We start from the raw sequence: 20,063 nt of genomic DNA on the forward strand, positions 1-20,063 counted from the left end.
TATCCACCGCAGCCCTTGTGTTGATCTTCTTCCTTCGTCAGAAGCATGATCAACCAGGGGCTGCTCCCATGATCACCCGGGGTCACCTGAGCGCAGCGCCGGGACCCACGAGGTTAAAGATCAAGCTTAGCTTGAACTTTAACCCCTGCGCTGCTGGCGGGCGGTGATGCTGCGGTCGCGTTTGACCGTTTTCCGACGTCGTGACTGGGTGCGGGCCGGTGGTTGCGGGAGCCCAGCGGGCGGCCTGGGCCGGGTCCGGTGGGTTTGGGTGCGTGGGCGGGCTGGGCGGTTCTCGGGCGGATGTTCCGAAAGCCGCGCCGGACCCGGGCTGGTGTGAGCCGGCCGGGAGGGGCGGGTCGTTCCCAGGGCCGGCGGAGGTCCGCGGCGAGGGGGCGGGCCAGGCGTAGTTGGGTGTGCGCGGCGATCACCAGCCAGGTCCAGCGGTCGGCGGCTACAGGGGTGCGGGCTTCGGGGTGGTCCAGCCGAGGGTCTGCTTGAGCAGGCGGAAGGTGTGTTCGATGTCGAACCGGCGCAGGAACACCTGCCAGAACCGGTCGACGTCAGCGGCAGCGGTGGTGGTGGTTGAGGTCCAGAGCCAGACCGGCTTCGGGTCGCGGTCACCGGGTAGGTGATCGACCTGCAACCGGATCAGAGTGCCCCTCGATGATGGGCAGCTGCGTCGTGGTCGATCCAGCAGCCGCGGCGGGTCAGCCGCGGGCGTCGAGGGCTTCGCGGATGTAGCGGAACGCGGTGGTCGTGCCGATCCCGAACCCGGTAGCGAGGTCGGTGTAGGTCTCGCCTTTCGTAGGTGCGCGATCACCAGCAGGGCCTGGCGGCCGACGGTGAGCCGTCGCCAGCGGGTGCCCAGCTGGTTGCGGCTGTGCCGCAGCGCGGTGGCCAGCCGGTTGAGGGCGTGGTTGGACACGGACAACCCCGCAGGGCAGGAAGGCACCGAAGCTCCTGGTGGGCAGCGAGTTGATCTCAGCAATCACTCGTCTACCAGGGGCTTCACTCATGTCTACAGGTGCCCAGGTGACACGGGTACGGCGCCTCAGCAGGTTGGAAAGAGCTCACTAGCTCGGGAGTTGGAACACGACCTGTCCCGGTACCTGCGCCTGCGGTTGGGCGACGACCGCTGGGTCAGCGACGATCGCGATTACTGCGGTCGTCGCCCCGCCCCCTCCGTTGCGCGGGTCCGGACAGGTCACGCTACTGCGCTCGGTGACGGGCTTCATGTCGCCCGCGCAGATCGCGCCCAGGTACTGGGTGTTCTCGGCCTTGACGAACACGGCGACCAGCTGCCCCTCGGGCACCGCCAGCGTGGCGCCCCACGGGAAGGGGGGCAACGTCGGCACCTCCGTCGTCGTGGCCGCGGGGGAACCGGTGCCGGCACCGCCTAGTGCGTCCACGGAGCCCTGCAGCGCTGCCAGCCTGCCGGCGATGTCGGCGTTCCCGTTGACCCGTCCCCAGAGCAGCCCACCGGCGAGGAAGGCGAGCGCGGCTAGCACGACGGCACCAGCCACGAGCCGCCGGATCCTGCCCCGGGCCAGCACGTGACGAGCCTGCTTCAGGCGCTGCACGACGCCTGCAGCGTGCGGGGGATCATCCGACTGGGCGAATCGCTCGACGACCGCTTGGGTCACCGCAGTCGGCACCTCCGCGGACCGAGCCGCGGCGGCGCCTCGGATGCTCTCCGTAAGCCGGCGTGCGAGCAGGGGGTACTGGGTGCTGCTGATCAGCGCCGCAGCGTCCCTCCCCGCCTGAGCCGGGTAGTCCACGGCATCGGCAGCGTGGGGCCCAAAGGTGGCGTCGATGAGGCTGGCGTAGCACTCGTCGCGGAAGCGACCGTCGATGTTGTCGGCGAGCCTCTCCCACCCGCCCAGCGCTTCGATCTGAGCGCGAACCCGCCCTCGGGACGAGCCGTCCCGAGCCGAACGCCCGACCTCGGCCAGCAGCACGAAGAACTTGTCACTGGTCCTGGCGCCGACGAGGTGCTGGACCGCCTTCTCCACCGGAGAGTCCGACGGCCAGCCCGTGCCCGGCTGGCGTCCGCCGATCGTCGCAGGACCGTCCGTCGGCACTCGGCCACCACCGCCCACCGGCGCATGCATCCCGGTCGGGCCGCCCGCGGTCGAGGTGAGGGGACGGTTGGTGGCGGCGCCCGGCGGCACGACGGCACCCGGCACGATCTGCTCGGTCGGACGGTTGTGGAAGTCACGCACCTCGCCTCCCCGCACGGCGTGCCGGTGCTGACGCGCCCGCGGATCGACCGGTCGCGGACCACCGGCAAATCGGTGGGCGACCAGGCGCCGCGCGTAGTCCTCGTCCGGAGCTGCCTCGCCCGATCCGAGCGCGAGAGTGAGGTCGACCTGCACCCGATGCACCGACGCTCCGGCGGAGAGCTGCTGCTCCGGAAGGAAGACGACCTCGGGGAGCCCGGTCACCCCGTTGTCGTGGCGGACCTCCCACGTCGAGAACGTCCACAGAGGAGTCCCACCGCGGCGCCGCAGTGCCGCTTCCCCCGCCTCCCGGATAGCCCAGACCAGCACCACCGCGTCCGTTCGGTGGCCCCACACGCTCACCGGTCGATCCGGTTCGGCCAGCATCCGCGCCAGCACCGCCGCCGCCTCCTGCTGAACGACGATGCCGGCGTCGGCTTCGAACCTCGCCCGCTCGTCGGCCGACGGCAACTCCGCGATCGGGACCCTCGCCAGTGGGCCGTCGCTCAGCGGCTGCGCGCTCCAGCCCGCCCACGACCGCATGTCGATCGCCAGGTCGGGCGTGAACAGTGCAGCCGGGCCAACCACGGCTCGGGAATCGTTGCGCCCAGCGGTCGGGCCGCTGGAGTACCGCCACATGACTGCGGCGTGCTCCTCGAGGACCAGGTACGACAGCGAGTCGTTCGGGATGCTGCCGTCCTGGGCGGGTTGCAACCGCAAGCGGTTCTTCAGGCTCGCCAGCCACCACTTCTCCTGCTCGGGCCGCGGGAACGAGCTCGCGCCCACACTCAACCCTTCAGCGGTGTAGTCGTACCGGAAGTAGATCTGGTCGAGGACGGCGTCGTGCTCGTTCGTGGTCACGGGGCTCCGACCTTCTCAGCTTCGGGACCGGTGAGCACACCGGTCATGGCGAGAATCGCGATCAGTGGTTGCAGGACGCGAGCGGGACGGATCCCGCCCGCGAACCGGGAGGACGCACCCGCGGAGCTCGCGTCGCGCCCACTGGCCGAGACGAAGTGCAGGGTGCATCGGGGAAACTCGGGGAACGGGTTCAGCGCGGCAGTCGTCCCCGAGTGGTGCAGGTAGGCGAAGACGTCCCGGCTCTCGGCGCGCATGTCCGTCGCGCTGAGGTGCGACTGCTCCTTGCGCAACCAGCGATCGGCAGGTGGCACGTACCGCAGCCGGTCGGACTTGGTCAGCGCGATCGCGGCGGCGACCGGCGCACCTCCGCGGGCCGCCACGATGCGCTCCACCGCGAGGTCGAAGGCTTCGTTCTCCCCGAACCCGCCGCGAGTGGGACGGTCCTCCGGCGCATGGACGAAGATCACTGCGTTGACGGCCAGCAGGAACCGTGCGGCCTTCCCGTGCACATCGTGGCGCACCAGGTCCTCGCCCGCGACGTCGAAGAAGGTGATCGGCCGAGGGCCACCCGGCCCTCGCAGGATCACGGCGTCCATGGCGTCGACGACCTCCGAGCCCGTGCCGGGCAGCGCCTCACCGCGTTCCAGGCGCTCGATGAAGCCTCTCCGGAAAGCCTGGTGCCGGCGGAAGTCCAGAGCCGCGTGGCGCAGCCCGAAAGGCTGCAGACCGCCCCGGTACACCTCCCTCAGCATCGCGGTCAGCAGGTGGGTCTTGCCGGACAGCGACATCCCGACGAGTCCGATGACCAGCGGATCCTCGTAGTCCGCGTAGGTGGCGGGCAGGTAGTGCTCAGGGGTGTCCGCCGAAGGGTTCGGGCAGCGCCGGTAGCCGCGGCGGCGCGCGTCGGCCTGCTTGACCGGCTCCCACGAGCCGATGCCGGCGGACTCGTACCGGCTCGTCGTCTCGTCGAACAGGAAGACGGTGCCGTCCTCGAACCAGTCGAACTCGTCGGCGCAGGTCGGGCAGCGCACCGCCCGCACGAACCGGCGCTGGGTGCTCTCCACCGGGGGTGGCTCCGGGTTCAGCGCAGGCGACCAACCGGCCAACCTGCCTTCGGCTGCATCAGAATCAGATCCGGCCGGCGCCGCACCGAGCAACCAGTCGAGCAGAGCCTCGGCGCGCGCCGCCACCTTGGGACCGACCCGGTCCTGCCGTGCGAACGGCGACAGGTCCACCACGCGCCTGCCACCGTCGGAGTCCGGCTTGGCGGGCAGGAACACGACCTCGAAGGCCAGCGCCCCCACCGGATCGGTGTCGCTCAACTCGTAGGTCGAGAACGACCACTGCCGCATCGCCCGGCGCTCTCGCTCGCGACGCCCCGCCTCTCGCAGGGCCCAGATGATCGCCACCCGGTCATCGTCCGAGCACCCCACGATCGTCAGCGGCGAGGTCCACCTCCCGAGCAACGCGGACAGGACCGTGACGAGGGAGGAGCGCGCCGCCCTCGCCCGTTCGCGCAGGCCCTTCACGGCCGCCTCGACGTGGCTCTGCAGGACCGACTCGGCGACCGGTGCGTCAGGCGCACCGTCCCACCCGGGCCACGAAGCGAGGCCCAGCGCCAGCTCGGTGTTCAGCAGGCGGCCCCGGGCCACCAGCGCCACGGCCGGCCGGTCCGCGACGCGGCGCAGGAGCGCCGACCCGCCGGTGCGCAGTTGGACGAAGGTCAGCGACCGCTGCGGCCGGGGCAGTCCCGGCGCCTGCGGGTACGGCGCGCGGTCGCGCAGCGCGGCGAGCCAGAAGCCCTCCTCCGCCTTGCTGTCGAGGGAGCTGGCCAGGACCGACGAACCCGTCGGCTGCCCGGTGTCGATCACGATCCGGTGCACGACGTCTCCCGACGCGCCCGCGGTCACCATCGCCCCATCCGCTCGGCCTCGGGGACGCGGAGGAAACCGGTCATGGAGAGCAGGGAGATCAGCGGGTCGAGCACCCGCAGGGGCCGGATGCCGCGTGGGAAGACGCCGGAGGACCGGCCGCGTTCGGCGTGGACCGCGTCCCCACCGCTGGCTGATACGAAGTGCAGGGAACACCGGGAGAAGGACTCGTACGGCGCGAGCGAGGCGATCGCCCCGCTGCGGTACAGGTACGCGTAGACGTCTCGACTTTCCGCGCGGACGTCCCGCCAGGCGAAGTTGGGCTCCGCCCGGCGCAACCAACGGTCGGCCGGTGGCACGTAGCGCAGACGATCGGCCTTGGTGAGGGCGATGGAGACGGGGATGTCGGAGAGCATTGGGCGGTTGAGGATCCGCTCGATGGACAGCTCGAACGTGGGGTTCTCCCCTGATCCCGCGTCGTTGCGCACCTCCTCGGCACCGTGGACGAATATCGCGGCGTTGACCGAGAGCACGAACCGGCCGGCGCGGCTGCGCACGTCGTAGTTCTTCAGGTCCTCGCCGTTGACGTCGAAGAACATCAATGGGCGGACCTGTCCTCCGGCTCTCAGCAGCAGGATGTCGGCGGCGTCGACGACGTCGGACCCGGTGCCGGGCAGTTCGACACCACGTTCGAAGGGGCCGATGAACGTCTGCTTGAACGAGTTGTGACGCACGAAGTCCAGGGGGCGTACCTGGACGCCGTAGGGCAGCAGACCGCCGCGGTGCGCCTCCCGGATCATCGCGGTCAGCAGGTGCGTCTTCCCGGAGCTGGTCAGGCCGACCAGACCGATCGCCAGCGGATCGGCGTAGTCGCCCCACGTCGCCGGCAGGTAGTGCTCCGGCATGTCCGCCGACGGGTTGGGGCACCGCCGGTAACCCCTGCGCAGCAGGTCCGCCCGCTTCACCGGTTCCAGGCCGTTAACGTCGACCTCGTCGTAGGCGGTGCGGGTCTCGTCGTAGACCGACACGGTGCCCTGGTCGATCCACGGAAACTGGTCTGCACAGGTGGGGCAGCGCACGGCGCGGGGTCCGGCGAATGCGGTGCTCACTGCGTCACCAGGAAGAAGACGACGAGGACCACCGTCAGGACCACGACGCTCGCGATCGCGTACCGCAGCACGGGAGAACGCTCCCCGATCATGGGGCTCGGTACCGTCCGGGGATCGGCGGACGTCGCGGCGTCGCGGTGGTTCGAATGATCCGATCCCGCCACGGCGGTGGCGATGCTCGGCGCGCCCGGTTCGACGTCCCCCCGTTTGCGCGCACTCGCGATCTCGAAGGCCTGCCGGCCCGGCTTCAGCTGCTCGTCCGGGTCCACGTCCGGGATCATGGAGCTCGTGGCTCGGATCCGGAGCAGCATCTGCTCCGCGGTCGGGCGCTGCTCGGCCGTTTCCGCGAACAGCCCTGCGAGCTCAGCCCGCATCCGCTCGGGACCCGGGTCGGGGAACCCGTCACCGAGGAAGGGCCCCAACCGCAGCTGCCGGAACACCATGCCGACGCCCCACATGTCGTCGCCGGGGTGCTGCACACCGGTCCCCGCAGCCTGCTCCGGTGCTCGTCGTGGGAACGTCCCCTCGCGCCGGCGCAGCTCCCGCGTCCTGCCTGCCGACTCGAAGTCCACGAGTTGCACCGTGATGCCGTCCCAGCGCAGGCTGTCCATGCTCATCGCCCCGTGCACGACGTTGACGTACGCGGTGTGCTGCAGCGCGCGCAGGACCCCTATCTGAAACCGTCGGCGCTGGTCGTCGTCGAAGCTGGGGTAGGCGTCTTCGGCCGGCTGGCCCCGGTACTCCCGCAACAGCACGAACGGCTCCTCGACGTCGACGTTGTACCCGACGACCTCCGACAACTCGCGCGGGTAGTGCAGCCCGAACCGCTGCGCCAGTCGCGTCAGGGCCCGGACCTCCCGGTCGAGCACGTCGTAGAAGCCGCTGTTGCGCTCGCCGAGGTCACGCGGCACGTGCTTGCACACCAGGTGGCGACCACGGTCGTCGACGACGCGGCGCAGGGGTAGCGCCGCACCGGGTGATGGGACGATCTCGCCGAACTGGAAGTCCGCCGAGTGCAAGCGCCCGTGCGCGTCCCGGTAGGTCAGGGTCTCCGGCTGGTCGGTCACGGCTGACCTCCGGTGTGCGCCCATTCGACGGCGTCCAGCCGCATCGGCAGGAGCCGGACGGCCCCGATCAGCTCATGGCCGGCGCTCCAGACGAGGCCGGAGTCGGCCAGCAGCGCCGACCGCCCGCCCTGCAACTCGAGCACACGCCGCACCTGCTGCGGTGCGAAGCGGACGGTCACGGGCGCGGTGCCCGAGCTGAGGAAGTCGAGCTGCTCATCCGTGCAGAGCTGGATCATGACGTCGTCGGCGCCCGCGGCCAGCGCGGCCTGGGCCGTCGGCGATTCCGACCAGATGCGCAGGACCAACCGGTCTCGCGGACCTGAGTCGAGCGAGGTACCGCCCCGGGGGGTGATGAGCCCTTCGTCCCGGACGTGCCGGGCGTAGTCGACGAGTAGCCGATCGAGCGCCTGCTCATGGATTCCACCAGGCGGGCGTCGACCGGATCCGGCGGCGATCCACACTTGCGCGAGCGAGCGGAACGCGATGTCGGCCAAATCGGCTCGGACGACGTCGAGCAGCTCTGGTGGTACGGCCCGGGCCAGGCCGACCGGCTCCGTCGCCCCGGGCACCGGTCGCTCGGGCACGAACAGGCGGTCGCCGTCGCGGCGCAGCGCCTTGCCGATCTCCTCCAGACCCGCGGCGGCGACCTCGAGCGAAAGCTGCACCGCGCGCCGGCGCTCGACGAGCTGCCACTCCCGCCGGATCACCTCGTCCGCGGCGGACGAGAGCTGGGCGACGGTCGAGCGCAGCTCGGTCGCGGTGAGCGCCCGGGACCACCTCCGGGCCGCCGAGCGCCAGCAGAGGATCGGGGTGACCACCAGGACGAGCACGCTCACCACGACGACCACCTGCAGGGTGAGCGGGTTGGGCCGCAGCGGCGCGGGCACGACCAGGGCGAGCACGATGCCCGACCCGGCCCCGAGCAAGCCGGGCAGCCCGTGCAGCGCCGTCGCCCCGGCAGCAGCCCGGAAACCGTGTTCGGTCTGCTCGTCGGGGCGCCGCGCGAGCAGCAACCAGCTCGCGCCGGCCCAGCCGAGCGCCACCACGAGCGCCCCGATCCGCCCCACCGTTCCCGGACCGAGCGCGAACGCGACCGCAGCGCAGGTCAGAAACGCGAGGACGATGGTCCACAGCGACAGCGGGAACCGGCGGAACGGCGGCATCGGCAGGCTCAGCGGAGGCGTGGCCCTCATGCGCTCCAGAACGGCGGTGCATCCCTGGGGCCCGGCCTGGTTGGCCGCCTCCCGCAGCTCCGCGGCCAGGCCCGGCAACGAGGCTCCACCCTGCAGGCGCTGCGCCACGAGGTCATGGAGGCCTGCCGTGGCCTCGGCGTGGCGCGCCTCGAGCGGAGCGGGCACGCCCAGCTCCACGACCTTGTCCGGGGGTGGGTCCTTGACGAGCAGGTGCCCGTCCATCCGGTCGAGCAGCCTGACCAGACCGAGCCGGTAGTTCTCCGCCGCTCGGCCCGCCAGCATGACATCGGTGCCGAGGTCCTGTGTGGGCCGCCGGCGCCCGATCACCGCCGACCACGTGCCGAGGGCGCGGGCGAGCTTGTCGACGTGGTCGAGAGCCCGACTGCTGCCCTCCGCCGCCACGCCGAGGCGCGAGCACTCGAGGATCGGCGCCGGCACCACGTCCGCCGCACCACCCGCCAGTGCGACGGTCGTCAGAGCGTCGTCCCCCGGCGGTCGCCGGGAGTACGGCGCTGTCAGCAGGTCGACAGCTGCGGAGCGGGCCTCGGCCAGCTCGCCCGCGGACACTCCGCCCCTCACCACACGCACCCCGGGGCTCGCGATCGCACCGTGGACGTCGCCGGACGCGGCGCGGACGCGGTCGAAGACCTCGGGCACGAGCAGCGCCTCGACGAGCCAGCCGAGGCTCTCGGGCCGGTCGGGCTCGACCGGCACGACCCGCTGCGCGCCCCTCGCCCATTCGACCCCGTGCACGTCGCCCACCCACAGCACGGTGGCGTGGCCGAGGACGTGCGGCAGTGATAGGACGGCGGATCCGGTCGAGACCGGTGGGTCCTCCCCGACCACGAGGCAGATGACCCCGCTGACCCGCTTTGCCCTGACCAGCGCCTCATAGGTGCTCGTGTGCGCGACCAGGGACTCGGCCCGGTCCAGGACGAGAACCCCACCCGCGACGTCGGGCGGCCGGTCGCCGGTCCGCAGGTCGACCTTCGTGACCCGGGTGGTGCCATCGCCCACGGGCGTCACGAGCCCGACCCGGTGATGTCGAGCTGCTCCAGCAGGTCGCGCAGCGACTTGCGGCTGCCCGTCAGCGGCTTGTCCAGCGCACCGGGCAGCAGCTCCACCCAGAACTCGCGGAAGAGGGTGAGCTGCGGGTCGTCGGCGAGCACCCGGGTCTCCGCCGCCTTTGCGACCTTCTCCCGCTCCTCCTCGGCTAGGCCGACGATCGTCCGGAAGACCGGGCCGGGCGGCCGGGGTGAGTTGGGGTCCGTCGGCTGCATGCCCATCAACCGGCTGGCCAACGCCCGCCGGGTGTGCCGATCGTCGATGAGGATCCAGGACTCGTACGCCTGGAGCAGCGTGGCCCACGACGACATGTCCCCGAGCGAGCTGAGCTCGAGGGCCATCTGCACGGCGTCCTTCGAGACGCCGATCTCCACGTGGACGTCGGACGGCGAGGCGCTGTCCTGGCGGTTCGGGCTGTCGACCACCAGTTTCCCGGCCCATGCCGCGCACAGCATGCGGTGGAGCACCTCGCGGCGGTCCTCGACGTTCATGAGCAGGTAGTTCGTGTCCTGGCTCAGCCGACGGCGCCAGGGCAACGAGTCGAGCGCCTGGGGCCGCCGTTGTGCCTGCGACCAGGTCTGCACGACGTGGCGCAGTTCCGGGACCTCGGTGACGCCCATCGCCGAGCGGTTCAGCACCACGACGATCGAGTCGGACTCGCCGCGGACCGCCCGCCACTCCGGCTCACCTTCGAGGTCCCTCGGCAACGCGACGTCGCGGCTCAGCATCCGCTCGAGGTCGGAGTCCCGCTGGGCGGCGGGGTAGGTGAAGAGCGCACGCAACCCTCCGGTCCCCCCCGGTGTGAACCCGCCCGGAACGAGCTCGGCGAGCTTCTGCCGGAAGCGGTCGATGTCGGACTCCGTGACGTTCTTCTCCCGCCGACCGGACGCGTTGGTCAGTAGGTCGCGCATGCGCGGGATCAGCGCGGGTCGCCCACTGTCGGACGCCGGTCGCAGGCGCCTGGTCACCGCTTCCTTGATGGCCTGGCGGACGACCGCGATGGCGGCGTCGGGTCCGTCCTGCAGGCCTGCCTCGTAGGCGTTCTGCCACCCCGCCCGACCGCCCTCGGCCAGCAGGACGTTCAAGACGTGCCCTTCATGCGGGTTGGGCAGGCCGATCTGCTGGTTGTAGTCGAGCTTGAGCCGGTCCAGGACCGTGCGGTAGAAGCCGCTCAGCCCGCCGTCCTCGGGCGGGAGCAGGTAGGACACCCCGACCCGGGGCTTGTACAGGTCCTTCGAACGCTCGTCGAACTGCTGCGGCTCTGCCCTCGAGAACGCTTCGAACGCGTCGTTGATGCCTCGCAGCTGCTCCGTGAACAGCTCCCAGACCTGCTTCCACTGTCGTTGGCAGTTGTTCCAGGCCGTGTTGTACTGCTGGCGCGTCCGCCAGCCGTACCAGATGTCCTGCTGGCGCATCGCGTTCTGCACGGCCTCGTCGCTCATCCGCAACCGCGTCGTGAGCCGCTTCTGCACCCCCTGCGGCGGCGGGGGCTGCGCGATGATGAACTGGGGTGCCGGCGCGTCCGGGGGCACCCGCCACGACTCGAGGAACGCGGCGAACCCGCCGCGGTCGATGGGGTTGGACATGTCCGGGTGCCCGAGCGCCACCCGGCGCGCCCGGAAGAGGTCGACCTCACCGAGCACGACCGAGAACGCGTCGCGCGGATCGAACTGGAGCGCCTGCTTCGCGACGGCCTCGTTCAGCCGGGGCTGGCCCACGGCGATGTTGTCCGACATCGCCCGGGCACGGGTCGCGAGTGCTTCCATGACCGCGTTGAAGCCGACGGGGTTGCCCTCGGCCGGCAGGCCCGCCGGCGCGGCCGAGAGCATCATGTCCAGCTTGGACCGACTGATGAACTGGCGGATGTGATCGCGGTTGCTCTCCAGCGCTCCCGGCACCTCCTGCAGCGCCGCCACCGCTCGGGCCAGCAGCCGCGAACTGATGATGTCGGTGATCTCGAGCAGCGGCGTGGTCAATGCGGCCACGGCGCTCGTGGTCACGCTGCGGCGACCGATCCCGGCCTCGGCGACCGTGTGCCGGTCCACCGCGGAGTTGATGAACGTGTCGGCGAACGACTGGTGCTGCGTGTCGTCCTCGTCCTGGTTGGTCGGGCTCCCGCCGATCAGGGAGACCATCAGCGACACCATCGAGCGGTTCAGGTCGTCGCGTTTCACGCCGCCGACCGGGCGGCCGAAGAGGAAGGCGGTCTGGATGGTGCTGGCGTTGATACCGATCTGGCCCAGCTTCGGGTAGTGGACCGAGACCGCGCCATCGAAGCTGCGCCGGCCGACCTTCTTGTCCGCCGCCTGAGCGTTCTGGTCGTCGACGAGCCGGAAAAGGTCGATGAGGGACGAGCCCGCGTTGAGCTCGGCGGGACGCCCCCCGCCCTGCCCCGCGTCGAACGACGACGGCATCAGCACCAGCGGGTAGATCTCCGCCTGCTTGCTGCCCCGCTGCATGATGTTGGCGATCAGGTGCAGGTAGTCGTAGAAGATGCCGCTGCCCGTGCCGCCGGCCACCGAGAACACCACGAAGACGATCGGATCGGTCTGCGGCGCCCGGTTGCCCCCGCTGATCACCTGCAGCGCGCCACCCGACTCGTTGATGTCGCCCAGCGCCTGCTCCAGTGCGCGAGTGGCGGTCTGCGGGTCACGACGCAGCGTCTCGAAGAGCACCGCCCGGCCGACGGTGGGCAGCTGGCCGGCTCCCCGGACCAGGGGGCCGACCCGCGGGTCGGACTCCTTCGACGGCAGCCAGCCGATCTCGTAGTCGTCCAGGTGCAGGCGCAGGTTCTGCGCGACGTCCGCGGAGTTGGACATCCGCGGCGGCACCAGATCCGCGATCATGCGCATCGTCTTCTGCGCGGCCGCGTCGTGCTCGCGACCGGGGACGACCTCGCGCCGCACCTTCGTCAGCTCCGAGGCGCTGAGGTCGGCGTAGACGAACTGCAAGCACCTCGGCAGCTCGAACGGCTGCCCCTTCAGCTTGTCGACGAGCCACGTGCCGTCGGGACCGCAGAGCTCCTCGCGCAGGCGCTTCTCGAGCTCGGCTCCGACCCGGCACCCGGTTCCGCCGAGCCCGACGAACAGCATCGGCTGGTAGATCTCCATCGCGGCATGGCCTTTCCTGAGCGGATCGTCAGAACGGGTTGTTGGGGTCGTAGCCGTCGTTCGGCCGGGGGGCGGATGCGCCGGGGGGCCGACCGTCGAACGGATCGGCGTAGGAGCTGTCGAACTCGCCGGTCGGCGCCGGCCGGGCGACGGGCCCGCCCGTCGCCGGATCGGCGAACTGGTCGGGATCTCCGTAGCCGGGGTTGGGCAGGACCGCGGTGTTCGCGGGCGACGCGCCGAACGATCCGGGCGCGCTGCTCTCGTCGAGGAACGGGTTCCCGCTCGGCACCGATCCCACGGAAGGTCCGTTCCGCTGGTCGATGATGACGACCGAGAGCCCGCCACCGATGTCGCGCTGCTCCCCCGGACCGACGATCGGGTCCCGCGGGTCGCCCGGCCGGGTCAGCGAGATCCCGGCTCTGGTCCGCGTGACGACCCAGGCGTCGGTCTCACCAGAACCGGCGTTCTGCAGCGCGGTCCCGTGGAAGTCCTCGCGCAGCGCGAACCGGAACGAGTCCGAGCGCGGGTCGCGCGGGAGCAGCGGGGGCCCCTGGGCGAACCCCCCCTCGTGCAGCTGAGCCGCCAGGCCCCCTACCGCTCTCGCGCGCCGACGTCGGCCCAGGAACAGCAGCAGCGCGCACCCGCCGAGGCCGAGCAGCACGGCCAGTGCGGTCCACAACCACCAGAGGCTCTCCAGGACCGTGGGCGCGGGCCGCACCTCGATGGCGAACAGCCGCTCCGCCACGACCTGCCCACTGGCCTGGTCGAGGAGCCGCAGGGTCGCCTGCGCGGGGCCGGCCGGGTGGTCGACGGCGATACCGAGCCGGAAGGGCGTGAGGATCTGCGGACCCGGCGAGGCATCGACGGCGGCGACGTCCACGGTCACGCCGGGCGACGCGTCGTCCATCCGAAGGAGGAGCCGCGCCGGAGCGCTCCCCGAGTTTGTCACCGCGATCTGGCCGTTCACCGCCTCTCCGGCGACCACCTCGGTTCCGGGCGGCGTTAGGGTGATCTGCCCGGACAGTGTCGGCACACCCTGCACGACACGGGTGTTCGCGACCCTCGTGTCGCCGCCGATCCCGACCCCCGAGACCCGACCGGTGAAGACGAGTGCTCCACTCGCCTCCGGGGGGACGGTGATCGTCCCTCGGAACACGCCGTTGCCCGCTGGCTCGAGCGTCACCGGGGGCGGGGTGGCGAACCCCTCCCCGGACAGGTCCGCCACGAAGGTCAGCGGTACGAGGTCGGCCGGGTCGGTGATCGTCTGGCTACGGGCCTGGACCGACATCTCGACGCCCACCTCCTGACCCGCTCCGGGCTGCGGTGGGTCCAGCGCGATCGAGGCGTTGACCGCCGCCTGGTAGGCGACCGTGGCGTCGACGCGCTGCGCGGGCGACCCGGGGCCGGAGCTCACGACGATCGTCCACGTGCCGGGCTGCGGCTCCAGGACGTGCAGGGACTCGGTGCTCTCCTGCTGGCCGATGAAGTCGAACTGCGCACCGTCAGGCCCGGTCCCGCCCGTCACCTGCTGTCCGCTGGGGCCTTGGTAGGCGACCGTGAACGACGTGTCGCGCTTGAATACCAGGATCGAGGCATCGCTGGCGATGGGCGGGATCGTTACCGTGAGGACGAGCTGGCCACCGCCCTGGGGGGTGTCACCGCCGTCGTCGTCGCCGAACTTGACGCAGGTGGCCGATTGGAAGGCCCGCTTCACGGCCGCCAGCAGGTCCGCCGGACCTGCGACGACCTGAGCCGAGGGGTTCGGCTCCTGCGGCGAGCAGCTCGCGCCGGTGGTGTAGGCATCGAGCGCACCGGACGGGACGTCGCCGTAACCCAGCGGCCACACCTGCGCGTTGATCCGTTCGAGTTCGGCCTTCACGGCCGGCACCTGGCCCTGGGCCGTGCGCTGACGCTCGTCCGGAGTGGCGTTCTTGCCGAACGACGGGCTGCGGCCGACGTCGAGCCGCCCGTCGGTGAGCAGGAAGACGATCTTCGGGTCGGACGTGCCGTCGTCGAGGAGGGACTTCGCCTGTCGTAGCGCGTTGACCTGGTCGGTGTCGTTGCCCTCGACCTCCGTGCGCGGGTGGATCTGGTCCACGCAGCCGGCCACCCGGTCACGGCTCTGCTGTCCGTCGAAGGGGATCTGCGCGCAGTAGGTGGTGACGGCCTGCTGCCCCGCCTGCCCGTTGTCGCTGCCGAACCCGACGATCGACACCCGGGACCCCGGCGCGAGGACCGTCTGGGCGATCGCATTGGCGGCATCCCGCTCCGCGGCGACGTCTCTCAACTGAAGGCTGCCCGACTCGTCGGCGAGCACGACCACGGCGACCGGTTTGAGGGTCGCGGGATCCGCGGCCGGCGCGGCCACCGCGGCGCGCTCTCCCAGGGAGATCGACATCACCGCCGCGACCGCCGCGACGGCGATGACACGTGGACGAGCGCGACCCGCCTGTCTCTTCATGACGATCACACCGACCTCTTCCCCATTCGGCACTGTTCTCCAGTCGTTGAGCGGTGTCGTCGACCCGGCGGCCGGCGTCACGAATGACCGCCGTCGTCCGGGAGGCTGATCCGGTCGGATTCGTCGCGAGGTTCGTGCCGAAGCGTCACGTGGATCTCCGGTCGCGGTGACCGGTACACGGCGTTCGTTGCCGGCGAGCGTGTGGACTCCTCGTCGCCGCCGGCCCTCGGTCTCACGGACAGACCGTCGCGGCTACGCCACACGACCCAGAACCGACCCTCAGCGACTGATCGGAAGGGCATCAGCGCTCGCTTCACGATAAACAACGCGGTCGCGCGGCGCAGCGCGTCATCATCATCCGGATCGTAGACGACGTAGAAGCAGAAGATTCGACTCCACTTTCGCCGTGGGGCGAGGGTGCTCTTCCCGGAGCGGTTCTGGACGATCACCGAAAGGCCTTGGAGCCGCAACGGCAACCTCGTCCTCAGCGCGTACACGCAAAACGCGAGCACGAGCAGTAGAACTAGCACAGCGAGCCACGGAGCCCACTTCTCCAGCGTCCCGGGCGGCTCCTCGACCAGAATGTTCAGTTGCTTCTCGACGAGCGCCCTGTCATCACCGTCGAGCACCCGGACCTGGACCGCGTACCAGCCTTCGGGACTGTCCGAGGGAACCTGCACCTCGAACTGCACGGTGTCGTCATCCGGCTCGACCCAGTTCTCTTCCAGCTCGACCTTCAGGCCGCCAGTCGCATCCTTGAGCCGAACCCGCAGCTGCTTGTCCAGATCCGACAGGTTGACCGTGTCCACCGACCCGGACAGCGCCTCGCCGGGCGCAACGGGAACCGGGGCGACCACGATCGCCCCACGCAGCACCGCCGGCTCGGGCAACACCGAGACGGTGCGCTCGATCTCGTTCGGCGCGACGCCGATTCCGGACACGCTCCCGGTGACGACGAGTTCTCCGACCGCTTCTGCCGGAACCTCGAGTCGTCCGCGGTAGATCCCACTGGCGTCGACGGCGAGCGCGACGGCAGATCGGACCGCCGGCTGTTCGCCGGCGAGTTCGACGGCGAGCGAGAGGTGTTCGAGGTCCGACGTATCGGTCAGGATCTGGTCGCCGACGAGCACGGACATCGACACGTCGACCGAATCGCCCGCCGCGAGTTGCTGCTGCTCGACGGTCAGCCGGCTGTTGAAGGCGGCCTGGTACGCCACGTTTACCACGACGTCGTGCGCACCCGCTCCGGTCGGCGACCGTATGACGACGGTCCACCGCCCGCCCCGCGGCCGGTCGATGTGCAGGACCTCCGTCGGGTCGCTCTGGCCGGACAGGTTGTAACGCAGGCCGTTGTCGTCGCCGGTGAGGTCGACGGAGTCGCCGTTCGGCCCGAGGTAGGAGACCACCAGGTCCGCGGGGCCCTTGCGGACGACGACCGCGACATCGGTGGCGATGTCCGGCACCTCGACCGGGATCTCGACCGGCCCAACGCCGTCCACGGTGCCGGCAACGGCGTCGTTGAAGCGCACGCACGTGGCCGCTTCGAAGGCGTCCCGGACGACCTCGACGAGTCGCGGGAGGTCCGCGCCCACCACTCGCGCGACGGGATCCCCGGTCGACGAGCACCCCCTCCCGGTCGCTAGCTCGGCGAGGTCGTCGTCCGAGACCTCGCCGAATCCCAGGGGCCACACCTGGACACCCAGCTCATCGAGGCTCCGCAGGGTCTCCGTCATACCGGCCCGGGCGACCTCGGTGCGCTGATCGGGGGTGCTCAGCGAGCCGTAGATCGGGCTGTCCGGAACGTCGAGTCGACCGTCGGTCAGGACGAAGACCAGCTTCGGTGCGTCCGGGAGGACGCCGAGCAGGTCGCGGGCGGTGCCGAGGGCGATCAGGTGGTCCGTGTCCGCTCCCTCCGCCGGAGCGCGCCGGTGGATCTTCCGTACGCAGTCGGAGAGCTCCTCGCGGCCGACCTGGTTGATGAGCTCGATCCGTGTGCAGTAGGCCTGCGCCGCGGTCTGCCCCGGCTCGTTCTGGCTGCCGAAGCCGACGACGGAGACCACCGAGCGCGGTGGGAGGACGCTGGCGATGATGGTCCGCGCGGCGTCCTGGACGACCGCGACGGCGGTGTCGTCGAGGCTCTTCGACTCGTCGGCGAGCACGACGACTTCCAGCGGTTCGAGCACCGGTGAGCCGGCGCTCGAACCTGCCCCGGTGGCCACGAACGGATGCTCCGACACGGCCCCTGGAGCGGTGGCGCTCGAGGATCCGAGGACGCCGACGACGAGCAGGACCCGCAGCAGCAGGAGGAGGACTCGATCCTGTGTGGTCATGGAATCACCGCGGGAGGAGGTGTCCGCCGAGGAGGAACGCACCGGTCATCGCCAGGAGCCCCACCATGACGAGGAGCACGACGAGCGCTCTCCAGCGGGTCGGGACCGGTGCCCGGAACGGCGCACGCGAATTCGTGGTGCGCTCGACCAGCGCCTGCGACAGCGGAAGGGACACCCTGCCGAGACGCTCCGCCGCCTCGATGACGGCCACGGCGAAGGTGTCCGAGTGGCTCTTCCCCACCATCTCCGCGGCCATCTCCTCGGCGTGGGCGTCGACCAGGAGGTCGGAGCCGCCAGGCCCGAACACGGCGTCCCTGACCCGCGCCACGAGCTCTTGCCGCACGCGGTTCTCGAGGGTGTGGACCGTCTCCTCCAGCCCTTGCGCTCCGAGCACCAGCCGCACGCCGGGACGGTGGTCACCCCGGGTGAACCCCTCCAGCCGGTCGAGCGACGCCAGCACCTCACGGGTCGTCCGCGCACTGCGCAGGCTCCTCGCCGCGTCCTCGGCCGAGCTCGCGCGAGAGTGCACTGGGGAGGTCTCCCCGAAGAGCACCTGCCGGACCAGGTCCCGGGCGTCCGCCAAGCGGGTAGGCTGGTAGTCCTGCGCGACCGGGTCGACGCGCAGCCGTCCGTCATCAGGCCCCTGCGCGTCGACGGGCACGAAGGCGATCTCCAACTTCGGACGCGGCTCCGCAGCCCCCCGACCGAATCCTTCGGGTTCGAAGGTCGAGAAGGACCACACGCGGTCCCCGCCGAGCTGCCGACGGCCGGCCTCCTGCAGTGTCCACAGCACCGTCGTCGGACGCAGGTGCGTCCGCCGGACGATCGCCAGGTCGCGCTGCGGATGCTCCAGCATCACCGCCAGGATCCGGCTCAGGTACCCGGCATGGTCCTGGGCAGCGTCCAGGAACCTGGTGCCGGACTCGGCCCGAGCGATCTCGTCCGGTGGGACACGACGCATCTTTCCGTTCGGGAGGAGCGGCTCCAGCCAGTGTTGCGAGTCCCGCAGGCTCATCGCGGCCGCCGGGGACAGCAGACCGGACGAACCGAGTACCACCCGCGCTTCCTCGTGCGCAGGCGTCCGCCTGATAAGCGCGGCCGTGCCGTCGTCGAAGACGAAGTAGGAGAAGCACTCGGACGGGGGTTCGGGCTTCGTCGCGGTCGGCATCGCGACCAGCGGACGCAATCGCCTGGTCCACGAGTCCAGTGCGGCCTCGTCTGCGAGCGAGTCGCTCTTGATCTCAGGTGACCGATGGCGAACGCAGGTGAAACGCATCTGATCAAGGGACTCGCCGTCGAGTCCCTCGGAAGGCTCGAGACCACCGTCCGCCACGTCTTCACTCACCTTCTCTCGTGCCGCCGGTTCGTACGGGCAATCTCGTACGCCAGCCTGGCGTGTTACACGGCGTGGCTCTTCCGTGACTGGTCCTGTAACGTTCCGCCGCGCCGCTTCGACCATGGAGAGCGACAGGCGGATCCAACAACGCCTGCGCAGGATCTGCGCGGTCGGCGCTGCACCGAGGGAGAATCGTGTCCGAGGGTACGAACGCGCATCCCATCGATGCGGATCGCTTCCGGCAGCACCTTTTGCAAGCGCGCAACCAACTCCAGTCCATGGACAGCCTGGACGCACCTCGGGGTAGCATCAGGAAACGCTCGGCAGCAGAGACCGGGGCTCGTGCCGACCTCGCGCAGCTCCTGGGCTTCCTGAAGCAGCTACTGGATCCGCTTCCGGGGACGAAGACCCTGCACCAGGACTGCTACCCCTTCATCGGCCAGGACTTCCTGACCGAACTGAGCGACGCGGTCAAGGCAGCCGACGAGTTCACGCATGATCTCCCCGGGAAGGACGAAGGAGATCGTGATGAACAGTACGACGCGATCGCGGAGCGCATGCGGCGCCACGTCCTTCAGGCGCTCCAGGTGTTCGACCTCGGAGTGGGTGCGGCAGCCGAGTCACTGGACGTCGCCGAGTTCCGCCAGGTCGCCGACGGCATCACGGCGGATATCAAGAAGCGGTACAATGTCCGTGATTTGGAGCGGGCGCGAGCACAAGGCCTCAAAGAAGCCCGCGAGCAGGGGTTGAAAGACCTCGGGCACTACTTCGACGAAGTCGCACGGGGTGAGCGTCGTTTCGCCGAGGCGCTCCGGGCGCTCGCCGCCGCGTCTTTGGTGTCTATCTTCGCGTTGAGCGTGTCGCAGTTCAGACCCGAGCTCGACCTCAGTCTGGGGCAGCAGCTGTCGCACCTGGCGGTCGCGTTGCCGCTCGCCGCGCTCGCGGGGTATCTCGGCCGCCAGAGCGGACACCACCGAGCTGCAGCACTCGACGCGAAGCAGACGGCGGTGCGCCTGCGGACTCTGCCCCTGTTCGCGAAGAACCTGGGCGGGACGGCCGGCGAGGAGTTCTGGGTCGAGGTCGGTAGGGGCGTCTTCACCAAGCCCGAGCAGCTCGACGAGCAGAAGATCGTCGGCGTCTTCAGTGAGATGACCGACCTCATGGCCAAGCTCGGTCAGGCGTCGGCCAACCTCGTCAGCTCCGCATCCGGGCAGAAGCCCGACGAGACCAGTGCGTCACCTCAGATCTAGCCTCGACTGCTCCCGGCTGTGACGTTCGGCTTGGTGAGCTTGGCCCCTGGAACCGGACACCTCACCTAGTACTACAGCCGTAGATCGTGATCTTGTTCTTGTCGGCGCTGGTAGTGGCATCGGCGGGCGCGGAACTGGTGGCGGCGGCGCCAGAGGCTCCAGCGCAGGACGCTGGTCAGCGAGCGGGCCGG

At 70.4% G+C, this 20,063-nt stretch carries 11 protein-coding genes and 1 pseudogene; 1 reads left to right on the forward strand and 11 read right to left on the reverse strand.

Annotated elements, in window-relative coordinates; translation table 11 throughout:
* Window positions 1–451 precede the first annotated feature (451 nt).
* From KIK08_RS27280 to KIK08_RS27325, 11 genes and pseudogenes are all read right to left on the reverse strand, one after another.
* Window positions 452–643, reverse strand: a complete 192-nt coding sequence (locus KIK08_RS27280) for a hypothetical protein (protein WP_214406128.1) — start codon at window positions 641–643, stop codon at window positions 452–454.
* 76 nt (window positions 644–719) lie between these two features.
* Window positions 720–952: pseudogene (locus tag KIK08_RS40360) on the reverse strand (helix-turn-helix domain-containing protein); the annotation flags it as partial.
* Between the two features lie 121 nt (window positions 953–1,073).
* Entirely contained in the window at window positions 1,074–3,080 is a 2,007-nt protein-coding gene (locus tag KIK08_RS27285; RefSeq protein WP_214406129.1) for a hypothetical protein, read from the reverse strand.
* A complete protein-coding gene (locus tag KIK08_RS27290) occupies window positions 3,077–4,489 on the reverse strand; it encodes a hypothetical protein (RefSeq protein WP_214406130.1) in 1,413 nt (470 codons plus the stop codon). The genes KIK08_RS27285 and KIK08_RS27290 overlap by 4 nt, the downstream gene beginning before the upstream one ends.
* 497 nt (window positions 4,490–4,986) lie before the next feature.
* On the reverse strand, window positions 4,987–5,979 hold the full coding sequence (locus KIK08_RS27295) for a hypothetical protein (protein ID WP_214406131.1): 993 nt from the start codon (window positions 5,977–5,979) through the stop codon (window positions 4,987–4,989).
* 77 nt (window positions 5,980–6,056) lie between these two features.
* The gene (locus tag KIK08_RS27300) at window positions 6,057–7,127 is read right to left on the reverse strand and encodes a protein kinase family protein (RefSeq protein WP_214406132.1); all 1,071 of its coding nucleotides are present in this window, start codon (window positions 7,125–7,127) and stop codon (window positions 6,057–6,059) included.
* A complete protein-coding gene (locus KIK08_RS27305; RefSeq protein WP_214406133.1) occupies window positions 7,124–9,337 on the reverse strand; it encodes a hypothetical protein in 2,214 nt (737 codons plus the stop codon). The genes KIK08_RS27300 and KIK08_RS27305 overlap by 4 nt, the downstream gene beginning before the upstream one ends.
* A 5-nt stretch (window positions 9,338–9,342) precedes the next feature.
* Complete coding sequence (locus tag KIK08_RS27310; protein ID WP_214406134.1) at window positions 9,343–12,495, reverse strand: tubulin-like doman-containing protein; 3,153 nt, start codon at window positions 12,493–12,495, stop codon at window positions 9,343–9,345.
* A 28-nt stretch (window positions 12,496–12,523) separates the two neighbouring features.
* The gene (locus KIK08_RS27315) at window positions 12,524–14,956 is read right to left on the reverse strand and encodes a vWA domain-containing protein (RefSeq protein ID WP_214406135.1); all 2,433 of its coding nucleotides are present in this window, start codon (window positions 14,954–14,956) and stop codon (window positions 12,524–12,526) included.
* A 77-nt stretch (window positions 14,957–15,033) separates the two neighbouring features.
* Entirely contained in the window at window positions 15,034–17,286 is a 2,253-nt protein-coding gene (locus tag KIK08_RS27320) for a vWA domain-containing protein (RefSeq protein ID WP_214406136.1), read from the reverse strand.
* Between the two features lie 4 nt (window positions 17,287–17,290).
* Window positions 17,291–18,631 carry a hypothetical protein gene (locus KIK08_RS27325; RefSeq protein ID WP_214406137.1) on the reverse strand — a complete coding sequence of 447 codons (1,341 nt, stop codon included), beginning with the start codon at window positions 18,629–18,631 and terminating at the stop codon, window positions 17,291–17,293.
* A 185-nt stretch (window positions 18,632–18,816) separates the two neighbouring features.
* On the opposite strand from KIK08_RS27325, the gene KIK08_RS27330 reads away from it, so the two are divergent.
* Entirely contained in the window at window positions 18,817–19,872 is a 1,056-nt protein-coding gene (locus KIK08_RS27330) for a hypothetical protein (protein ID WP_214406138.1), read from the forward strand.
* Window positions 19,873–20,063 lie beyond the last annotated feature (191 nt).

Source organism: Pseudonocardia lacus (genome assembly GCF_018531445.1).
Lineage (GTDB): Bacteria > Actinomycetota > Actinomycetes > Mycobacteriales > Pseudonocardiaceae > Pseudonocardia > Pseudonocardia lacus.